Here is a 16154-nt window from a genome sequence, read left to right as displayed (position 1 = left end):
GGTGCGAAGGAGCCCCGTACCCGTATGAACGTCCCCCTGCGTGAAACCCTCGGAGCCCACGCCGCGCTCCCCGCAGTCGCCCGCCACCCCTCCCAGCTGGTCGGCCGCACCCCGGTCCTGTGGATCGACGAACCCTTCGCCCCGCCCGGCCGCGGTTTCTACGCCAAGCTCGAAGGCGCCAACCCCGGCGGCATCAAGGACCGCCCCGGTCTGCACATGATCCGTGAGGCGCGCCGGCGCGGGGATCTCAGGCCCGGTACGCCGATCGTCGAGTCCTCCAGCGGCACGTTCGCCCTGGGGCTCGCCCTGGCCGGGCTGACGCACGGGCATCCGGTCACCGTGGTGACGGACCCCGGCATGGAGCCGTCGGTGCTGCGGCTGCTGACCACGCTCGGCGCGTACGTCGACCAGGTCGCCGTCCCGCACCGGGACGGCGGCTGGCAGCAGGCCCGCCGGGAACGCGTCGCCGAGCTGCTGGCCCGCACACCGGGCGCCTACTGCCCTGACCAGTACCACAACCCCGACAACGTGGCCGCGTACCGGCCGCTGGCCATGGAGCTGATCGCACAACTCGGCCGTGTCGACGTCCTCGTGGCGTCGGTGGGTACCGGGGGGCACTCCGCCGGCATCTCCTGCGTACTGCGGGAGTGCTTTCCCGCGCTGACCCTGATCGGTGTGGACTCGGTCGGCTCGACGATCTTCGGGCAGCCCGCCCGGCCGCGGCTGATGCGCGGGCTGGGCTCCAGCATCCATCCGGGCAACGTCGACTACGCGGCCTTCGCCGAGGTCCACTGGGTGGCGCCGGCCGAGGCCGTGTGGGCCTGCCGCCGCCTGGGCCACCGCCACTACGCGACGGGCGGCTGGAGCGTCGGAGCCGTGGCGCTCGTCGCGGGATGGGCCGCGCGGACGTATCCCCTGGGCACCCGGGTCGCGGCGGTCTTCCCCGACGGCCCGCACCGCTATCTCGACACCGTCTACAACGACGTCTGGTGCCGCGAGCACCGGCTGCTGGGGCAGGAACCACCGCGCAAACCCCGCGAGATCGCCGAGCCCGACGCGTGCGTGGTGACCGGCTGGACCCGGTGCGGCACGGTCCGCGACCCGCTCGGCCGTGGCAGCGCGAAGCGTGCCGAGGCGGGTGTCCGATGAGGGGGCTGCGGGCCCAGCTGGCCTCCTTCGACCGGCCGGCGCGGCTGCTGATGGTCAACCAGTTCGCCATCAACCTCGGCTTCTACATGCTCATGCCGTATCTGGCCGATCATCTGGCCCACGGCCTCGGCCTCGCGGCCTGGACGGTCGGCCTGGTCCTCGGCGTGCGCAACCTCTCCCAGCAGGGCATGTTCCTCGTCGGCGGCACGCTCGCCGATCGCTACGGCTGCAAGCCGGTGATCCTCGTCGGATGCGCCCTGCGGACCGTTGCCTTCGGACTGCTCGCGGTGGCGGACACGCTGCCCTCCCTGGTGGCGGCCTCCGCTCTGACCGGGCTGGCGGGTGCGCTGTTCAACCCGGCGGTGCGCGCGTATCTGGCCGCGGACGCGGGCGAGGAGCGTCGCGTCGAGGCGTTCGCCGTCTTCAACGTGTTCTACCAGGCGGGCATCCTGATCGGCCCGCCGGTGGGCCTGGCCCTGCTGGCCTGGGACTTCGGTGTGGTGTGTGCGGTCTCGGCGCTCGTCTTCGCCGCCCTGGCCGTCCTCCAGGCCCGCGCCCTGCCGGCACGCGACCCGGTCGGCAGAAGCGCCGAGCCCGCTTGGCGCGCCGTGGCCGCCGACTGGCGGACCGTCGCCGGCAACCGGCCCTTCCTGCTGTTCACCGCCGCCATGACGGGCTCGTACGTCCTGGGCTTCCAGGTGTATCTGGCGCTCCCCCTGCGTGCCCGGGAACTCTTCGGCGAACGGACCGGGCTGGTCACCGGGGCGGTGTTCGCCGTCTCCGCGCTCGCCGCGCTGTCGGGCCAGCTGAAGCTGACCGCGTGGGCGAAGCGCACGCTGTCCGCACCGCGGGCCATCGCCTGCGGGCTGGTCGTGATGGGTGCCGCGTTCCTGCTGGTCCTGCCCGGCCCGGAGGAGGGAGCGGGCGGCCTTGTGGCCGGTGGCCTCTCGCTCGCGCTGTGCGCGGCGCTGCTGGCGTGGGGCGGGGCCCTGCTCTACCCCTTCGAGATGGACACGGTGATCCGTCTGTCCGGCGACCGCCTCATCGCGACCTATTACGGCGCCTACAACACCGTCTCCGGCATCGCGATCTCCCTCGGCAACCTGGTGGTCGGGGCACTGTTCGACACGGGCGTCCGCTGGCTGCCGTGGACGGCGCTGGCCGTCACCGGCCTCATGTGCGCCTGGCTGGTGTCACGGCTGCATCGCGGCGGACATCTGGCACCCACCCCCGTGCCGATGGCCGGGTGAGCCGGGCCTCGGGCCGGAGTGAGACCGGCTCCGACCAGCACAACGTCCAAACGCACAACATCGCACATGCCGCTCTTCTTGGCTGATCGGCCAAGCATGAGCCAGCCATCTATGCGATCTGCCCTGGCAGATGCAAGATTGGAGCGTTGTTCGGGACGCGGATGCCAGCGCCCCGGCCCAGGCCCACAAGGCGAGGTCCCTCATGGTCATGCGCACCCACGACGGCAGCGCCGGCGACGTCGACCACCACCGCATCGGCTCCGGCTACGCCTCCTACCGGCGCCCCGACGAGCGCATCGCCCACGTCATCGCCCAGGCACTGGGCGACGCCGGCACCGTCCTCAACGTCGGCGCGGGGACCGGGTCCTATGAGACCGCGGCGCGCACCATCACCGCGGTCGAGCCGTCCCTGGCCATGCGGGCCCAGCGCCCGGCCCGACTCGCCACCGCGATCGACGCCGTCGCCGAGGACCTCCCCTTCGCCGACGGGGAGTTCGACGCGTCGATGACCCTCTTCAGCGTCCACCAGTGGTCCGATGCCGAAGCCGGACTGCGCGAGATGCGGCGCGTCACCTGTGGCCCCGTCGTCGTACTGACCTGCGACCCCGCGCGCGTGCGCGACTTCTGGCTCTACGAGTACGCACCCGACGTCCTTGAGACCGAAGCCCGCCGCTACCCTCCGCTCGACCGGCTCACCACCGCGCTCGGCGGCAGCACCTCCATCCAGCCCGTGCCCATCCCGCTGGACTGCACCGACGGCTTCAACGAGGCCTACTACGGCCGCCCCGAGCTGCTCCTGGACCCCGCGGCCCGTCAAGCCTGCTCGGCCTGGAGCTTCATCGACGACCACGCCCGCCAGGCCTTCGACACCTCGCTGCGCCGGGCCCTGGGCTCCGGTAGCTGGGACGAGGCCTTCGGCCACCTCCGCAACCGGCCGACCTACGACGGCTCCCTCGTGCTGCTGCGTTCCACCCCCTGACCGCAGCCGGGACGGCACACCGCGCGGGAGCCGTTCAACGGTGCGCGGCGGCCACGACGCCCGCCGCCTCCTTCTGCAGCGGCTCGTCGTCCGATCGCAGGGCAGTTGAAGGACCTCATACCCCGTCAGGTCGATCAGGACGTGGCGGCCCGGACGCAGCGGGGCGAAGAGCTCGGTACCGTCGAGCGTCAGATCCGGTGTGTGGCACGCGAAGCGATCTTCACCGGTTTAACCGGCGACGGTGCTGGCATGGGCGTCATCGGACTGTCAACACACCTACGGGCCGCGGCGGTTGGCGCCCGCACCTCGGCCACCGGACGCGCTGAAGGAGCGCCACCGAAGTGGCCCGTTCGTCGTACCCCTTTCCCCATGTCCACCCGGGGCGGAGCTGTCTTCGCCCAAGCCTTCCCGAGGTCGCCTCCATGTCCGACGCCGTTATCGCCTGCTCGAACCTGTCGTTCGCCCGGCCCGACGACACCCCGGTCTTCCGCGACCTGTCCTTCACCATGACCACCGGCCGCACGGGCCCGGTCGCCCCCAACGGCGCCGGCAAGACCACCCTGCTGCGCCTGCTCACCGGTGAACTCGCCCCGGACGGCGGGGAGATCAAGCGCGGCGACGGCCGTATCGCCTATCTCTCGCAGCGCCTGGACAACCTGCTCGCACGCTCCCTGTTCCGGGGCGCCCGGGCGCATCGCCCGTCGGGGTACTCTCCGACGGCGAACGGCTGCGTGCGGCTGCGCCTGGCCGACGGAACGCTCCAGGAGACGGGAGCGCCCGCGGTGTGAGCCGACGGTGGTGCGGGCCGACGTGGGCGCACCCGATGCCGGGAGCGTCTCGCGTCCGGCCCACCAACGACACCGCCTACCTGAGCGAGAAGCGCGCCGGGCGGAGGCGCTGGGAGCGCCGGTACGCCGGGGCGGGCAGGGGCGACACCTGCTGAAACAGTGACGGGCCTTGCGCCTCATCCTAGTCACCTGTCAAGATGGTGATGTGAATCTTGACCATGTCTTCGTGTGCGGCCACCCGGCGCTCGACTTCGCGGCCACGCTGCGCGCCCGGCGCTCGACCCGCTTCGAGATGTTCGTGACTCCGGAACGGCTCAACGCCTGGTACGTGGAGTCCGGGCTCGTGGACACGATCACGCCCGGCAAGGAGGATGACGTCCGGGAGGCCATCGAGGTACGCGAGGCCCTCTACCGGCTCATCACCAACCGCCGCCTCGGCGAGGACTTCGACCGGGAGGCCCTGGCGGTGCTCAACGCCGCCGCGCGCCAGGTCCCGGTGACACCTCAGCTCACCCTGGCGGGCCGGCACACCGACGCGACGCCAGGCCAGGCCCTGGCCACCGTCGCCCGCCAGGCCGTCGAACTGCTCAGCGGCCCGGACGTCCCGCTCCTCAAGGAGTGCGGCAACCCCGAGTGCACCCGCGTCTACATCGACCGCTCCCGGGGCATGCGGCGCCAGTGGTGCGGCATGGAGTCCTGCGGCAACAAGATCAAGGCGGCGGCCTACCGCGCCCGCAAGAAGACGACACCCGCGGCGGCCGCCGGCTGAGCGGAGGAGGAGCAGAGGGCTTTCTAAAGCCCCAGGTCGAGGGCGAGGCACGAGTAGGACTTCCATGAGCCCTCGGGGTCGTACGAGGCGGCGGCCCCGCCCGGCGCGCTCTCCACCTCCTCGGTCATGTCCTCGAAGCGAATGCGCTCGGGGAGCGTTCCGTACCGAGCATGCCGTGCCGCCGCCGCGGCGGAGTCCGCCGTGAGTTCCTTCTTCATGACACATACTCCACTTCGTCTTTCGGTACGTCAGTGCGCCGTCACAGGCGGTCGGCGTCGGCGACGGCCCGTGCGAAGACGGTCGGCGCCTCCTGCGGGAGGTTGTGACCGACGTTCGCGAGGGTGCGGTGCGCGTAGGGGCCGGTGAAGTGGTCGCGGTAGGCGGAGCCGTCACCGGCCGGGATGAAGGGGTCGAGGGCCGGGTCGAGGGTGACGGTGGGGACGCGGACGGGCGGCTGGGCGGCGAGCTGCGCCTCGTAGCGACTGTAGCGGCGGTCCGTCTCGATCAGACCGATGCGCCAGCGGTAGTTGTACAGGACGATGGCCGCGTAGTCGGGGTTCCTGAACGCCTGGGCGGTGCGCTGGAAGGTGGCGTCGTCGAAGGCCCAGTTGGGCGAGACAAGCGTCCATACGTAGCGGCACAGGGCGATGCGCTCGTCGACGTTCTCCATCGCCTTCTTGCCGCGCTCGGTGGCGAAGTACCACTGGTACCACCAGTTGTGCTCGACGGCCGCGGCGGCCGGCTCCTGCTGCGCCTTGAGGTTGGTGACGAGGTAACCGCCGGTCGAGACAAGCGCCTTGACCCGTTCGGGCCACAGTGCCGCGATGATGTCGGCGGTGCGCGAGCCCCAGTCGAAGCCGGCCAGCACCGCCTTGTCGATCTTCAGGGCGTCCATCAGGGCGACGATGTCGAGCGCGATGGCCGACTGCTCGGCGGTGCGGGGAGTACGGCGGGACAGGAAACGTGTACTGCCGTGACCGCGCAGATAGGGGACGATCACTCGATACCCGAGGTCGGCCAGGAGTGGGGCGACGTCGACGTAGCTGTGGATGTCGTACGGCCAGCCGTGCAGCAACAGGACGACCGGTCCGTGGGCGGGGCCGGCCTCGGCGTAACCGATCTCCAGGACACCCGCCCTGACGTGCTTGATCGTACGGAACGTGGTGTGCGTGCCGGGGGTGACGGTGGGCACGGTGGGGATGTTGCGGCCAGGGGTGCCGCCCGGCGAGTGCGCCGCCGGCGCGGCCGACGCCGTGGACCGCAGGCCGGTCAGCGAGACCGCGCCCGCGCCGGTGCCCAGGCCGACGGCCTTGGTGAACGTGCGCCTGTTGATCATGAGAACCCCTCCGTCATGTGTGTCTCGTGACCGACGTAATGACACTCGCACAGGGCGCGTCACCTGTCAAACCAGTGACGCATGGAGGATGGTTCCATGAGGTGACGACTACTCAAAGAAGCCGCCGGGCCGCCGGCGTACGCGCGGCCGGGCGGCACGGCACGGCACGCGGGGCAGTCGTCGATTGCCTGGTAGAGCGTGGTCCAGAAGTCCTGGATGGCCCGCGCCGAATCCGGCGTGGACATCCCGGTCCGGGTGAGCAGGATGCCGACGAGCCGGTTGTCCGGGTCGGCGTATGTCGTGGTGCCGCTTCCGCCGTCCCAGCCGAACTGGCCGACGGGCGCGTAGTCACCGCGATAGGTGCGCCCCGTCATCCCGAAGCCCCAGCCGCCGGTCTGCCCCTGACCGTGTGACAGATGGGCGACGCTACGGGCCCAGGCCTGAAGGGCGGATGTCTGCTCGGGCGTGAGGCGGTTGGTGGTCATCAGCTCGACGGCGGGCCGGGACAGGATCCGTTCGGTGCCGCGCGTTCCATGGTTGAGCAGCATCCGGAAGTAGGCGTGATAGTCGTCGACGGTGAAGTCGAGCCCGCCGCCGCCCGACGGGAAGGCCGGAGGCCGGCTGTGGTGTCCCCCTTCGGCCTCGTCCGCGACGACGAACTCCCCGGTCTGCGGATCCGGCGCGTACCGCGGCGGCAGCCGGTCGATCTTGTCGGCGGGTACGTGGAATCCGGTGTCCTTCATGCCCAGCGGATCAAAGATGCGTTCGCGCGGGAACGTCTCGAACGACTGGCCGGTGACCCTCCGGTGCCGGCAACAGCCACTCCTGGCCGTAGCCCCCCGGACAGCCACCGATCTGTCGGGTCGTCCAGCCTCAGCCGGCACTCGTCCAGCAGGACCATCGCCGCCGCCACCGCGACCGGCTTGGTCGTCGAGGCCATCCGGAAGACGGTGTCCCGGCGCATCGGTAAGCCACCGTCATGACGCATCGTCCCGATCGTTTCGACATGTGTCTCCTCACCCCGGCCGACCAGGCGACAAGCCCGGGAATCCGTTCGGACTCCACATGCCGCGCCAGCACCTCCCGCAGTCTGCACAGCCCTGCTTCGGAGAAGCCGTTCTCGCTTTCACCTACGCCGCCCGTGTCGACGTCGACGGAGAGGGTGCATGGCCGACCGACACTCAGGTCTGGGGCTGGGCATGGATCGCGGTGTTGTGCGGGTACGGTCCGAGGGTGGCGGCGTTCGAGTGACCGGAAGATGGGGGTGCGGGCAGTCTGGAGGTCCAGCCCCTCACCTCCGTTCCCACGCCGTACGGCCCCTCGCCTGCCTTGATGATCGGCCCGTGGTCGCCGCAGGCGTCGCCCCCATGGGCGGCGGCCGGCCCAGGCCGCCCGGCAGGCCGGTGACCGTCTTGCCCGTGCAAGGTGCCCGGCGCAGTCTGGTCCTATGGGCGCTCAGGACGGCCCGACGCTCATCACGTCCGTGCAGCGGGCTCTGCGGTTGCTGGAGGCGGTGAGCACGCACGAGAACGGCGCGCCGGCGAAACAGCTGGCACGCGAGACGGAGCTGCCCCTGGCCACCGCCTATCACCTGCTGCGCACGCTGGTGCACGACGGATACGTGCGCAAGCTCGCCGACGGCGGCTTCGTCCTGGGCGACAAACTCGGTTCCCTGCATTCGGCGGGCAGCGCGCAGACGCTGCTCAGCCGGGTCCGCCCGGCGCTCGCGGCCCTTCGGGACGAGCTGTCCACCGCCACCTACCTCACCTTCTACGAGGACGGCGAGATCCGGGTCGCGGAGATCGTCGACGGCCCCCGTACACCGCGGGTCGATCTGTGGGTGGGTTTCGAGGACGCCGGACACGCCACCGCCCTGGGCAAGGCCGTACTGCGCGAGCTGGACGAGGAAGCCCGCCGGGACTATCTGTCCAGGCACCATCTGGCCGATCTGACGCCGCGGACGATCACCAGCGTTCCGGAGCTGCTGCGCAGAATCGAGTCCTCGCCGCTGGCGCCGGCCGTCACGGACCTGGAGGAGTACGCGCTGGGCACGGTGTGCGTGGCCGTACCCGTCCACAGCGGGGACACGCTCGGCTCGCTCGGGGTCTCCCTGCCCGTGGACCGGCAGGCCCAGCTGCAGGAGATCCGCGCGCGCATGCTGCCGATCGCGAGGCGCGTGAGCCGAAGCCTCTCGCTCACTATCTGAAAATCCGCTCCTTGTGGCCGCCCGCGCCCACCCCGTTTGCTTGACGAAAGGGACATTCCGGGTGTGCACCCCGAACAGGCAAGGACTGCGGACGACACATGAGCCAGGTTCGAGATCAGGGCGGCGACCGCGCGTCGATACGACTGTCCGGCAAGCGACGGATCGGCGTCTGGGAGTCGGTCCGCCGGTGTGCCGCAGGTCATCTGGCCCCTGGAATCTGTGTGCTGCCCGTCCTGGTCGTCGGCGTCGTCGTGCTCGTCGACCTGGTCGGCGGGGCATGGCTGCCGCTGCTCGCGGCCGGGCCCGCGCTGGCCGCCGCCACCAACGGACCGCGCGGTGTGCTGGGTATCGGGCTCCTCGCCGCGGCGCTGGGCGCGACGCTGGGCCACGAGCACGGGGTTCCCGCCGGTGAGCTGGCGGCCGTACTGTCCGCCGTACTGGCGGTCACCGCGGCGAGCGCCCTGGCCAGCGCGCTGCGGGGCCGTCGAGAGCGGGTGCTCGCAGCCGTCCGCTCGGTCGCCGAGGCCGCCCAGCACGCACTGCTGCAGCCCGTGCCCGAGACCGTCGGCCCGTTCCAGGTGGCCGTCCGCTACAGCGCCGCGGCGGCCGAGGCCCGGATCGGCGGGGACCTCTACGCCCTGGTGCCCACCCCGCACGGAGTCAGGCTGATCGTCGGCGATGTGCGCGGCAAGGGGCTGCCCGCCGTGGAGACCGCCGCGCTGGTGCTGGGGGTGTTCCGCGAGGCCGCCTATGACGAGCCCGATCTGCTGGCCGTCGTCGGCAGGATCGAGCGGAGCCTGTCCCGCAACCTCGGCCCGGACGACTTCGTCACCGCCGTGGTCGCCGGCTGCCCCCGGTCGGGACACCTGGAGATCGTCAACTGCGGACACGCGCCTCCCCTGCTGATCTCCGCCTCCGGAGACGTCGGGCCGGTGGAGCCCACACAGCCCGCGCCGCCTCTCGGACTGCGCGCCCTGTCAGGGCAGACGCCCCGCCTGCAGCATCTGTCGTTCTCGGTCGGAGACCAGCTCCTGCTCTACACCGACGGGGTCACCGAGGCCCGCGACCACGCCCGTGAGTTCTATCCGCTGACCGAAGGCGTGGCCCGTCACACCTGCGACGACCCGGCGCGCACGCTCACCGCGCTCCATGACGAACTGCTCGCCCACGTGGGCGGCCGGCTGCATGACGACGCCGCCCTGCTCCTGCTCCGCAAGCAGACGGCGGACGGCCGGCTTCCCCAGCCGACCCCGGCACAGGCCGCACTCTAGTGCCCCAACAGGCAACGTTCGCCCCGTCGCGACGCCCGGCACGCCCTCTCGCCGCACCGGACGCCGCTCCTTCACGGGCAAACGTTGCCTGCCGGGGCACTAGACGGCGACGAGATCCGCCCACCGCGTGACCCCGCCCGGGTGGATCCGGATGCCGTGGCGTGTCGCCAGGGCGTGGACGATCGTCTCGCCCCGGCCGTGCTCGTCCGGGTCGATCCCGGCCCGGCAGCCCGCCGGCGGGAGCGCGGGGCCCGCGTCGGTGACCTCGACGCGCAGGGTGCGTATGCCGTCGCCGGGCACCCAGGTCAGCCGCAGTACGGCCGGGGGGCGGGCGTGGATGATCGCGTTGGTGACCAGTTCCGACACCACGAGCAGGGTGTCCTCGACGATCTCCGAGGACACGTTCCAGTCGGCGAGCGCGGCCGCCACGCTGCGGCGTACGGCGCAGACGGCGCCGGCGACCGGCGGCACCGGACACATGTGTTCGTATGCCGCCCGAAGCAGCGTCTTCAGCTGAGCCGCCATGGTCTCTCCCGGTGGTCTGTGATGCCGATCCGGCGCTGCGTCCCGCCATCTTCCAGCTTCGCTGCAAAGCTAGGGAGACAAACCGGGCAGGTCAATGAACGGCGGTCGGCATTACCGAACGCGGATCTCCGGGGCGGCTCCGCGGCGGCCGTCCGCCCGTGAAGCGAAGCCTCCGTGGCGGTAATACGCTCTCCTCATGGCCGGCCCAGTCCAGTCGATCGAACGGGCGGCGGCGATTCTGCGCCTGCTCGCCGGTGGGCCCCGCCGACTGGGGCTCGGCGAGGTGGCCGCCTCGCTCGGGCTGGCCAAGGGCACCGCCCATGGAATTCTGCGCACGCTCCAGCACGTCGACTTCGTGGAGCAGGACGCGGCGACCGGTAAATACCAGCTCGGAGCCGCCCTGCTGCACCTCGGCACCAGCTACCTGGACGTCAACGAACTGCGCTCGCGCTCCCTCAACTGGGCCGATGCCCTCGCCGCCCGCAGCGGGGAGGCGGTGCGCCTGGGGACACCCCTGGAGGGCCGTGTCCTCATCGTCCATCACGTCTTCCGGCCGGACGACACCTTCCAGACGCTGGATGTGGGCTCACTGCTGCCCCTGCACGCCTCGTCGCTCGGCAAGGTGCTGCTGGCCTACGGGACCGCGACGACCGAGCCCGCCCGGCATCCGCAGCTGGAGGCGTACACCCGGCACACACTCGTCGATCACGAACAGCTCTCGCGAGCGCTCGCCGAGGTCCGGGAGCTCGGCTGGGCCGCCGAGATCCAGGAGATGAGCATGGGCGAGGCCGGGCTCGCCGCGCCGATCCGCGGGCACGGCGGGCTCGTCGTCGGCGCCATCGGACTGTCCGGGGCGGTCGAGCGGATCTGCGACAGCCAGGGCCACCCCCGGCCGAGTCTGATCACCCTGATCCGGGAGGCCGCGCGGGCGATCTCCAGAGACCTGGGAGCCGCCCGCTGGTAGGCCAGGCCGGCCGCCACCTCGACCCGTCGGAAGGCAGACCCGATCATGGTTGAACGGTATGTGATGTCCGTCGATCAGGGCACCAACTCGACCCGATGCATTCTGTTCGACCACCGAGGGCGGCTGGTCTCGGTCGCGCAGAAGGAGCATCAGCAGCACTTCCCCAGGCCCGGCTGGGTCGAACACGACGCCGTGGAGATCTGGCAGAACCTCCGCCGTATCGTGCCCGAGGCCCTGTCCGACGCCGGTGTCGGCTCGGGGCAGGTCGCCGCCATCGGCCTGGCCAACCAGCGCGAGACGACGGTGCTCTGGGACCGGCGGACCGGCGCCCCGCTGGGCCGGGCGATCGTCTGGCAGGACACCCGCACGGCGGCGCTGGTCGAGGAACTCAAGCAGGACCCCGGCGACGCGTTCTTCCTGCAGCGGTGCGGTCTGCCGCCCTCCACCTACTTCTCGGCGCTGCGGCTCCGCTGGCTGTTCGACCATGTCAAGGGCCTCCAGCAGCGCGCCCTGGCCGGCGAGGTGCTGTGCGGGACGATGGAGAGCTGGCTGATCTGGAACCTCACCGGAGGGGCCGACGGCGGACTGCACATCACGGACCCCACCAACGCCAGCCGCACCATGCTGATGAACATCCGCACGCTCACCTGGGACGAAGAGCTGCTGGACTTCTTCGGGGTGCCCCGCTCGATGCTGCCGGAGATCCGGTCCTCCGCCGAGACGTACGGCGACGCCCGGGCGCTGCTCCCGGGCGTCGCCATCACGGCCGCGCTCGGCGATCAGCAGGCCGCCCTGTTCGGCCAGACCTGCTTCTCCCCCGGCGAGGCGAAATGCACCTACGGAACCGGCAGCTTCCTGCTGCTCAACACCGGCAGCGACATCGTGCGCTCCCAGCACGGGCTCCTCACCACCGTCGCCTACAAGATCGGGGACCAGCCGCCGGCCTACGCGCTGGAGGGATCGATCGCCGTCACCGGAGCACTCGTCCAGTGGTTCCGCGACCGCCTGGGCCTGATCAGCAGCGCCCCGGAGATCGAGACCCTGGCGCGGACGGTCGAGGACAACGGCGGCTGCTACATCGTCCCCGCCTTCTCGGGTCTGTTCGCGCCTCGCTGGCGCAGCGACGCGCGCGGGGTGATCGTCGGCCTCACCTCGTACATCACCAAGGGGCACCTGGCGCGTGCCGTCCTGGAGGCCACGGGCTGGCAGACCCGGGAGGTCGTCGACGCCATGAACGCCGACTCCTCCGTCTCCCTCCAGCAGCTCAAGGTCGACGGGGGCATGACCGCGGACAACCTGCTCATGCAGTTCGTTGCGGATGTGCTCGATGTGCCCGTGGTGCGGCCCATGGTCGCCGAGACGGTGTCCCTCGGCGCCGCCTACGCGGCCGGGCTCGCCGCCGGCTACTGGCCGGACCTGGAAGTGCTGCGCCGCAACTGGCACCGGGCCGCGCAGTGGCTGCCCGACATGGACCCCGAACGGCGCGAGGCGGAGTACGACAACTGGCAGCGGGCCGTCGAACGGTCCCTCGGCTGGTCCAGATCCCCTCGCTCCGCCGGCCCGGACCCGCCGTGAGATGACGGCCGCCGGTCCCCGCCGGTCGGAATGGTCAGCGGCCCACCGGGGTCAGGAGGCGGCGGATCTTGTCGAGCATGGGTGCCGGGATGAAGCCGGTCCGCGCGCACATCTCGGTGAGTTCCTGCACCGCCCGCTGCTCGTCGCCGGGGTTGACCGTGAAGGTGAGGATGCCGCCGTGATCATGGCCGTCGATGATCAGGTCGTGGCAGGTGACGAGGTCGACGCGGGAGCGCAGTTCGGCGAGCAGGGCGGGGGTGGGGTTCGCGGTGAGGCACTCGATCGCGAACCTCTCGGCCGGGGCGGCGGACCGTGTCGGCCAGGTGCCGCCCAGGATGTCGAGCAGGGCGGTGAAGGTGTTGAGTCCGCCGGCCGCGATGGACAGGGTCGTGGCGCCGCCGATCCGGGGGTTGATCTCCAGGACGTGGTAGACGCCGTCGGCGTAGATCATGTCGACGTTCACGGAGCCCTCGACACCGAGTTCCGTACACAGGTCCACGAGGCGCTGCGCGGTGGGCCGGAAGTCGTCGTCCTGGGCGGGGGCGACGTAGCGGAGGTCCTCGAAGGTGAAGGCGGGAGGTCCGCCCGCGGTGCCGGTCCAGATGAGCGGCATGACGGTGTGGTGGCCGCCGGCACCGACGATGTCGACCGAGCAGAGCCGTCCGCTGACGCACTTCTCCAGGACGGCGTGCGCGGCCGGGCGGGCGGCCAGATGACGGTCGAGCGCGGCCGGGTCGGGGATGAACGCGATGCCCATGCTGGTGGAGTCCCACAACGGCTTGGCCATGAGGGGATAGCCGAGGTCGTGCGCGGCGAGGCGGACCGCGTCCGGGTAGGCCGGGACGGGCAGTGCGCGGCCGCTGAGGAGGTCGCTGTCGAGCAGGACGGCGGGCGGGGTGGTGAGGCCGTGCGCGGTGAGGAGCCGCTTGGTCTCCCACTTGTCGCACAGCAGGCGCGTGGCGGGCAGCGGGGTCATGACGGTGCGGATGCCGAGGGCTTCGAGTCTGGTCTTGACCACGGCGTCGCGCAGGGCGTTCTCGTCGGGCAGGGAGATCGCCACGGCGGCGTCGGCTCCCCAGGCGAGCACCCGCTCGACGAACTCGTCCGGTGTCGCGGCGGGGTCGAGTCGCTCGCTCGTGCCCGGGAACAGGTCCGGGCCGCAGTCGCCGTGGGTGTGGAAGAGGCGGGCCTCGGCGCCGAGCCGCGTGAGGGCGGGGGCGATGCCGTGGATGTACGGGTCGGCGCGCTGGATGTCGACGGACCGGAGGAAGGCGATGCGCTGCATGTCAGCTCACTTCTATGCGGGTGTGGGCGAGAGCGCGGGCGGCGTCGGCGTTGACCTGCGCGGGCGTGGGGGCGGCGAAGACCAGGTGGCCGATGCGGGCCGAGTTGTCCTGGGCGCAGCCGACGGCGGCGCCGGCCGGTGTGGTGATGTCCCGGTCGACCAGGCCGTCGTGCCGGCCGAGGATGGTCACCCCGTGGAAGGTGCCGGCGCGCGGCGGGGTGAGGAACCTGATCGCGCAGGCCCCTTCGCGGGGCGTGGGTACGTCCGGCTTCTCGTCGAGGACGGCCTGGAGGTAGGCCCGTGCCTCGTCGATCCCGGAGGCACGGCGTACGACGTCCACGAGATGGTCGCCCGGCAGGCGGGCGCCCACCTCGATGACGACGGGGCCGCCTTCGGGCGAGATCTTCAGTTCGGTGTGGGCGACGCCGTTGCGGATGCCGAGCGCCCGCAGGGCCCGCTCGGCGGCCGACCGCACGGCGTGGAGGTCGCCGAGCGGCAGGGCGGCGGGGCAGGTGTGACCGGTCTCGGCGCGGTAGGCGCCGCCGGTGGTGTGTTTCTCGACCACGGGCAGATGGAAGTACTCCTCGCGCCAGACCACGGTGTCGAGGCTGAACTCGGGTCCGGGGACGTACTCCTGGACGACGACCCGCTGGTCCATCCGCAGGCCGTGCGGGGCGGCGATCGGCCAGGACTGCGCATGCCGTACGGCGCCGTCGAGCTGTTCGGGGCTCTCCACCACGCTGACGCCCCAGGAGCCGCCCTGCTCGGCGGGTTTGACGACGACGGGGAATCCCATGCCGACGCGCCCGACGGCATGGGCCGCCTGTCCGGCCGTGCGCGCGGTGATCGTGCGCGGCGCCGGCACCCCGCCCGCGTAGAAGGCCTCCGCCATCTTCGCCTTGTTCCGGCATGCCTGGGCGCGCCGGGGGTCGTTGCCGGGCAGCCCCAGGCGCTGGGCCAGATGGGCGACGAGCGGGGTGAAGAACTCCCGGCAGCCGGCCACCGCGTCGATCTCGGTCGCCTCGGCGAACGCGGTCAGGTCCGCCAGTGCCCGGTCCAGGGCGGTGAGGTCCGTGAACACCGTGCCGTGGATCTTGTCGCGCAGAGCCGCGGGATAGCTCTCGTAGACGTCCTCGTGGGTGGCGACGAAGACACGCGCGTCCAGTGCGCGGGCGGCGTCCAGCACATACGTGCCCGAATTTGCGAGCGCTTCGATCAGCAGGATCTTCTTCACGCTGGGCAGTAGACCGCAGCGGCCGCTCCAGTGCCATCAACGTAACCACTAGACCAGGAAGCCGATTTCGCGACAGTGGTTGTAGCAAGCTCCAGTTGTCAGCGGGCACGGATCCCAGAGGCTTCCACTTTGCGGAAGCAACCTTCGCGAGACCGTCCCCGTACCGAACCGTTGACGCATGGCTCCGCGACGCCATAGTTACCGGCCGGTTAGGACTACTGCCGCCGTCGGCCGGCTGTGCCGTCGCCCTGAAGACGCCCGACCAGAAGTCGGCGGCCCGAGCACCGGGGCCCACATCTCATGACCGAGCATGCCCGCGCGGCGCGCGAACTGCTGCGCGACAACGGCCACTTCGCCTGGTACGTCGTCCCGCTCCTGCTGATCGTGATCTACGTGTACGCCGTGGAGGCGGAACGCCGCATTTGGAACGTGCTGTTCGCCGGCCTCGCGTTGTGGGGCATGGACTGGTTCAACGAGATATGGAACGCGCTCGTGTTCCACTTCACCGGACGGGCGCGGCACACGCGTTCTGGGGCTCCCCAATCGCCCTGTACTGATCGCCGTCAACTCGGCCGCGTCAGTGGTGGTCGAGATCTGGCTGCACCACGTGGGAGTGGTCACTTTCTCGGCATCGACGCCGTGGCCCTGATCATGTTCGGATCCCTCGGCCGGCTCTGACAGCGTGCGCCTCGCCCTGGATCAGTAGGCGGAGTTGACGTTGTCGATGGAGCCGTAGCGGTGGGCGGCGTAGTTGGCGGCGGCAGTGATGTTGGCGACCGGGTCGGTGACGCTGTGGGCGGTGCCGGCCACGTGGTAGGCGTTG

The 16154-nt window shown here is 71.2% G+C and carries 16 protein-coding genes and 2 pseudogenes; 10 read left to right on the top strand and 8 right to left on the bottom strand.

The annotated features are described in order from the left end of the window. Positions 1-24 precede the first annotated feature (24 nt). From IE277_RS37910 to IE277_RS37890, 5 genes and pseudogenes are all read left to right on the top strand, one after another. Positions 25-1149, top strand: coding sequence for a PLP-dependent cysteine synthase family protein (locus IE277_RS37910; protein ID WP_189958290.1), 1125 nt, complete (start codon positions 25-27; stop codon positions 1147-1149). Next, entirely contained in the window at positions 1146-2399 is a 1254-nt protein-coding gene (locus IE277_RS37905; RefSeq protein ID WP_189958289.1) for an MFS transporter, read from the top strand. The genes IE277_RS37910 and IE277_RS37905 overlap by 4 nt, the downstream gene beginning before the upstream one ends. A 202-nt stretch (positions 2400-2601) precedes the next feature. Further along, complete coding sequence (locus IE277_RS37900; RefSeq protein WP_189958288.1) at positions 2602-3378, top strand: class I SAM-dependent methyltransferase; 777 nt, start codon at positions 2602-2604, stop codon at positions 3376-3378. A 536-nt stretch (positions 3379-3914) separates the two neighbouring features. Then, positions 3915-4022: pseudogene (locus IE277_RS50175) on the top strand (ATP-binding cassette domain-containing protein); the annotation flags it as partial. 349 nt (positions 4023-4371) lie between these two features. Further along, positions 4372-4935 carry a CGNR zinc finger domain-containing protein gene (locus IE277_RS37890; protein WP_189958286.1) on the top strand — a complete coding sequence of 188 codons (564 nt, stop codon included), beginning with the start codon at positions 4372-4374 and terminating at the stop codon, positions 4933-4935. Positions 4936-4958: 23 nt separating this feature from the next. On the opposite strand, the gene IE277_RS37885 is transcribed toward IE277_RS37890, so the two are convergent. The 4 genes from IE277_RS37885 to IE277_RS48010 are packed head-to-tail and all read right to left on the bottom strand — an operon-like array spanning position 4959 to position 7259. After that, positions 4959-5153, bottom strand: a complete 195-nt coding sequence (locus tag IE277_RS37885; RefSeq protein ID WP_189958285.1) for a hypothetical protein — start codon at positions 5151-5153, stop codon at positions 4959-4961. Between the two features lie 41 nt (positions 5154-5194). Next, on the bottom strand, positions 5195-6271 hold the full coding sequence (locus IE277_RS37880; protein WP_189958284.1) for an alpha/beta fold hydrolase: 1077 nt from the start codon (positions 6269-6271) through the stop codon (positions 5195-5197). Between the two features lie 59 nt (positions 6272-6330). Beyond that, entirely contained in the window at positions 6331-7122 is a 792-nt protein-coding gene (locus tag IE277_RS37875; RefSeq protein WP_229882260.1) for a serine hydrolase domain-containing protein, read from the bottom strand. Further along, positions 7011-7259, bottom strand: a complete 249-nt coding sequence (locus IE277_RS48010) for a serine hydrolase domain-containing protein (RefSeq protein ID WP_229882259.1) — start codon at positions 7257-7259, stop codon at positions 7011-7013. The genes IE277_RS37875 and IE277_RS48010 overlap by 112 nt, the downstream gene beginning before the upstream one ends. A 459-nt stretch (positions 7260-7718) precedes the next feature. On the opposite strand from IE277_RS48010, the gene IE277_RS37870 reads away from it, so the two are divergent. Next, entirely contained in the window at positions 7719-8477 is a 759-nt protein-coding gene (locus tag IE277_RS37870) for an IclR family transcriptional regulator (protein ID WP_189958283.1), read from the top strand. Positions 8478-8575: 98 nt separating this feature from the next. Further along, on the top strand, positions 8576-9748 hold the full coding sequence (locus tag IE277_RS37865; protein ID WP_189958282.1) for a PP2C family protein-serine/threonine phosphatase: 1173 nt from the start codon (positions 8576-8578) through the stop codon (positions 9746-9748). Between the two features lie 99 nt (positions 9749-9847). Here the strand turns inward: IE277_RS37865 and IE277_RS37860 are convergent, their stop codons facing one another. Beyond that, positions 9848-10273 (bottom strand): ATP-binding protein, encoded by a 426-nt coding sequence (locus IE277_RS37860; protein WP_189958281.1) that lies wholly within the window; start codon positions 10271-10273, stop codon positions 9848-9850. A 196-nt stretch (positions 10274-10469) separates the two neighbouring features. On the opposite strand from IE277_RS37860, the gene IE277_RS37855 reads away from it, so the two are divergent. Both IE277_RS37855 and glpK read left to right on the top strand, forming a co-directional pair. Further along, positions 10470-11237, top strand: a complete 768-nt coding sequence (locus IE277_RS37855) for an IclR family transcriptional regulator (RefSeq protein ID WP_189958280.1) — start codon at positions 10470-10472, stop codon at positions 11235-11237. A gap of 45 nt (positions 11238-11282) precedes the next feature. Beyond that, a complete protein-coding gene (gene glpK / locus IE277_RS37850; RefSeq protein WP_189958279.1) occupies positions 11283-12812 on the top strand; it encodes a glycerol kinase GlpK in 1530 nt (509 codons plus the stop codon). A 34-nt stretch (positions 12813-12846) separates the two neighbouring features. On the opposite strand, the gene IE277_RS37845 is transcribed toward glpK, so the two are convergent. Then, positions 12847-14097 carry an ATP-grasp domain-containing protein gene (locus IE277_RS37845; RefSeq protein ID WP_189958278.1) on the bottom strand — a complete coding sequence of 417 codons (1251 nt, stop codon included), beginning with the start codon at positions 14095-14097 and terminating at the stop codon, positions 12847-12849. Position 14098: 1 nt separating this feature from the next. Next, positions 14099-15331, bottom strand: coding sequence for an ATP-grasp domain-containing protein (locus tag IE277_RS37840; RefSeq protein WP_229882258.1), 1233 nt, complete (start codon positions 15329-15331; stop codon positions 14099-14101). 300 nt (positions 15332-15631) lie between these two features. Between IE277_RS37840 and IE277_RS37835 the strand changes: the two genes are divergently transcribed. Continuing rightward, positions 15632-16009, top strand: coding sequence for an AF_1327 family membrane protein (locus IE277_RS37835; protein ID WP_189958277.1), 378 nt, complete (start codon positions 15632-15634; stop codon positions 16007-16009). Positions 16010-16030: 21 nt separating this feature from the next. Here IE277_RS37835 and IE277_RS37830 read toward each other — a convergent pair. Beyond that, positions 16031-16154: pseudogene (locus tag IE277_RS37830) on the bottom strand (transglycosylase SLT domain-containing protein); the annotation flags it as partial.

The sequence above is a fragment of the Streptomyces alanosinicus genome (assembly GCF_014650595.1).
In the GTDB taxonomy this organism is placed as follows: domain Bacteria; phylum Actinomycetota; class Actinomycetes; order Streptomycetales; family Streptomycetaceae; genus Streptomyces; species Streptomyces alanosinicus.
The sequence above is the reverse complement of the archived record's forward strand: the minus strand, read 5'-3'. Positions and strand labels throughout refer to the sequence as shown.

Coding starts and splice junctions, on each gene's coding strand:
- IE277_RS48010 (WP_229882259.1), bottom strand. CDS start 7,259: ATGCGTCATGACGGTGGCTTACCGATGCGCCGGGACACCGTCTTCCGG.
- IE277_RS37870 (WP_189958283.1), top strand. CDS start 7,719: ATGGGCGCTCAGGACGGCCCGACGCTCATCACGTCCGTGCAGCGGGCT.
- IE277_RS37885 (WP_189958285.1), bottom strand. CDS start 5,153: ATGAAGAAGGAACTCACGGCGGACTCCGCCGCGGCGGCGGCACGGCAT.
- IE277_RS37880 (WP_189958284.1), bottom strand. CDS start 6,271: ATGATCAACAGGCGCACGTTCACCAAGGCCGTCGGCCTGGGCACCGGC.
- IE277_RS37845 (WP_189958278.1), bottom strand. CDS start 14,097: ATGCAGCGCATCGCCTTCCTCCGGTCCGTCGACATCCAGCGCGCCGAC.
- glpK (WP_189958279.1), top strand. CDS start 11,283: ATGGTTGAACGGTATGTGATGTCCGTCGATCAGGGCACCAACTCGACC.
- IE277_RS37910 (WP_189958290.1), top strand. CDS start 25: ATGAACGTCCCCCTGCGTGAAACCCTCGGAGCCCACGCCGCGCTCCCC.
- IE277_RS37855 (WP_189958280.1), top strand. CDS start 10,470: ATGGCCGGCCCAGTCCAGTCGATCGAACGGGCGGCGGCGATTCTGCGC.
- IE277_RS37865 (WP_189958282.1), top strand. CDS start 8,576: ATGAGCCAGGTTCGAGATCAGGGCGGCGACCGCGCGTCGATACGACTG.
- IE277_RS37905 (WP_189958289.1), top strand. CDS start 1,146: ATGAGGGGGCTGCGGGCCCAGCTGGCCTCCTTCGACCGGCCGGCGCGG.
- IE277_RS37900 (WP_189958288.1), top strand. CDS start 2,602: ATGGTCATGCGCACCCACGACGGCAGCGCCGGCGACGTCGACCACCAC.
- IE277_RS37860 (WP_189958281.1), bottom strand. CDS start 10,273: ATGGCGGCTCAGCTGAAGACGCTGCTTCGGGCGGCATACGAACACATG.
- IE277_RS37835 (WP_189958277.1), top strand. CDS start 15,632: ATGACCGAGCATGCCCGCGCGGCGCGCGAACTGCTGCGCGACAACGGC.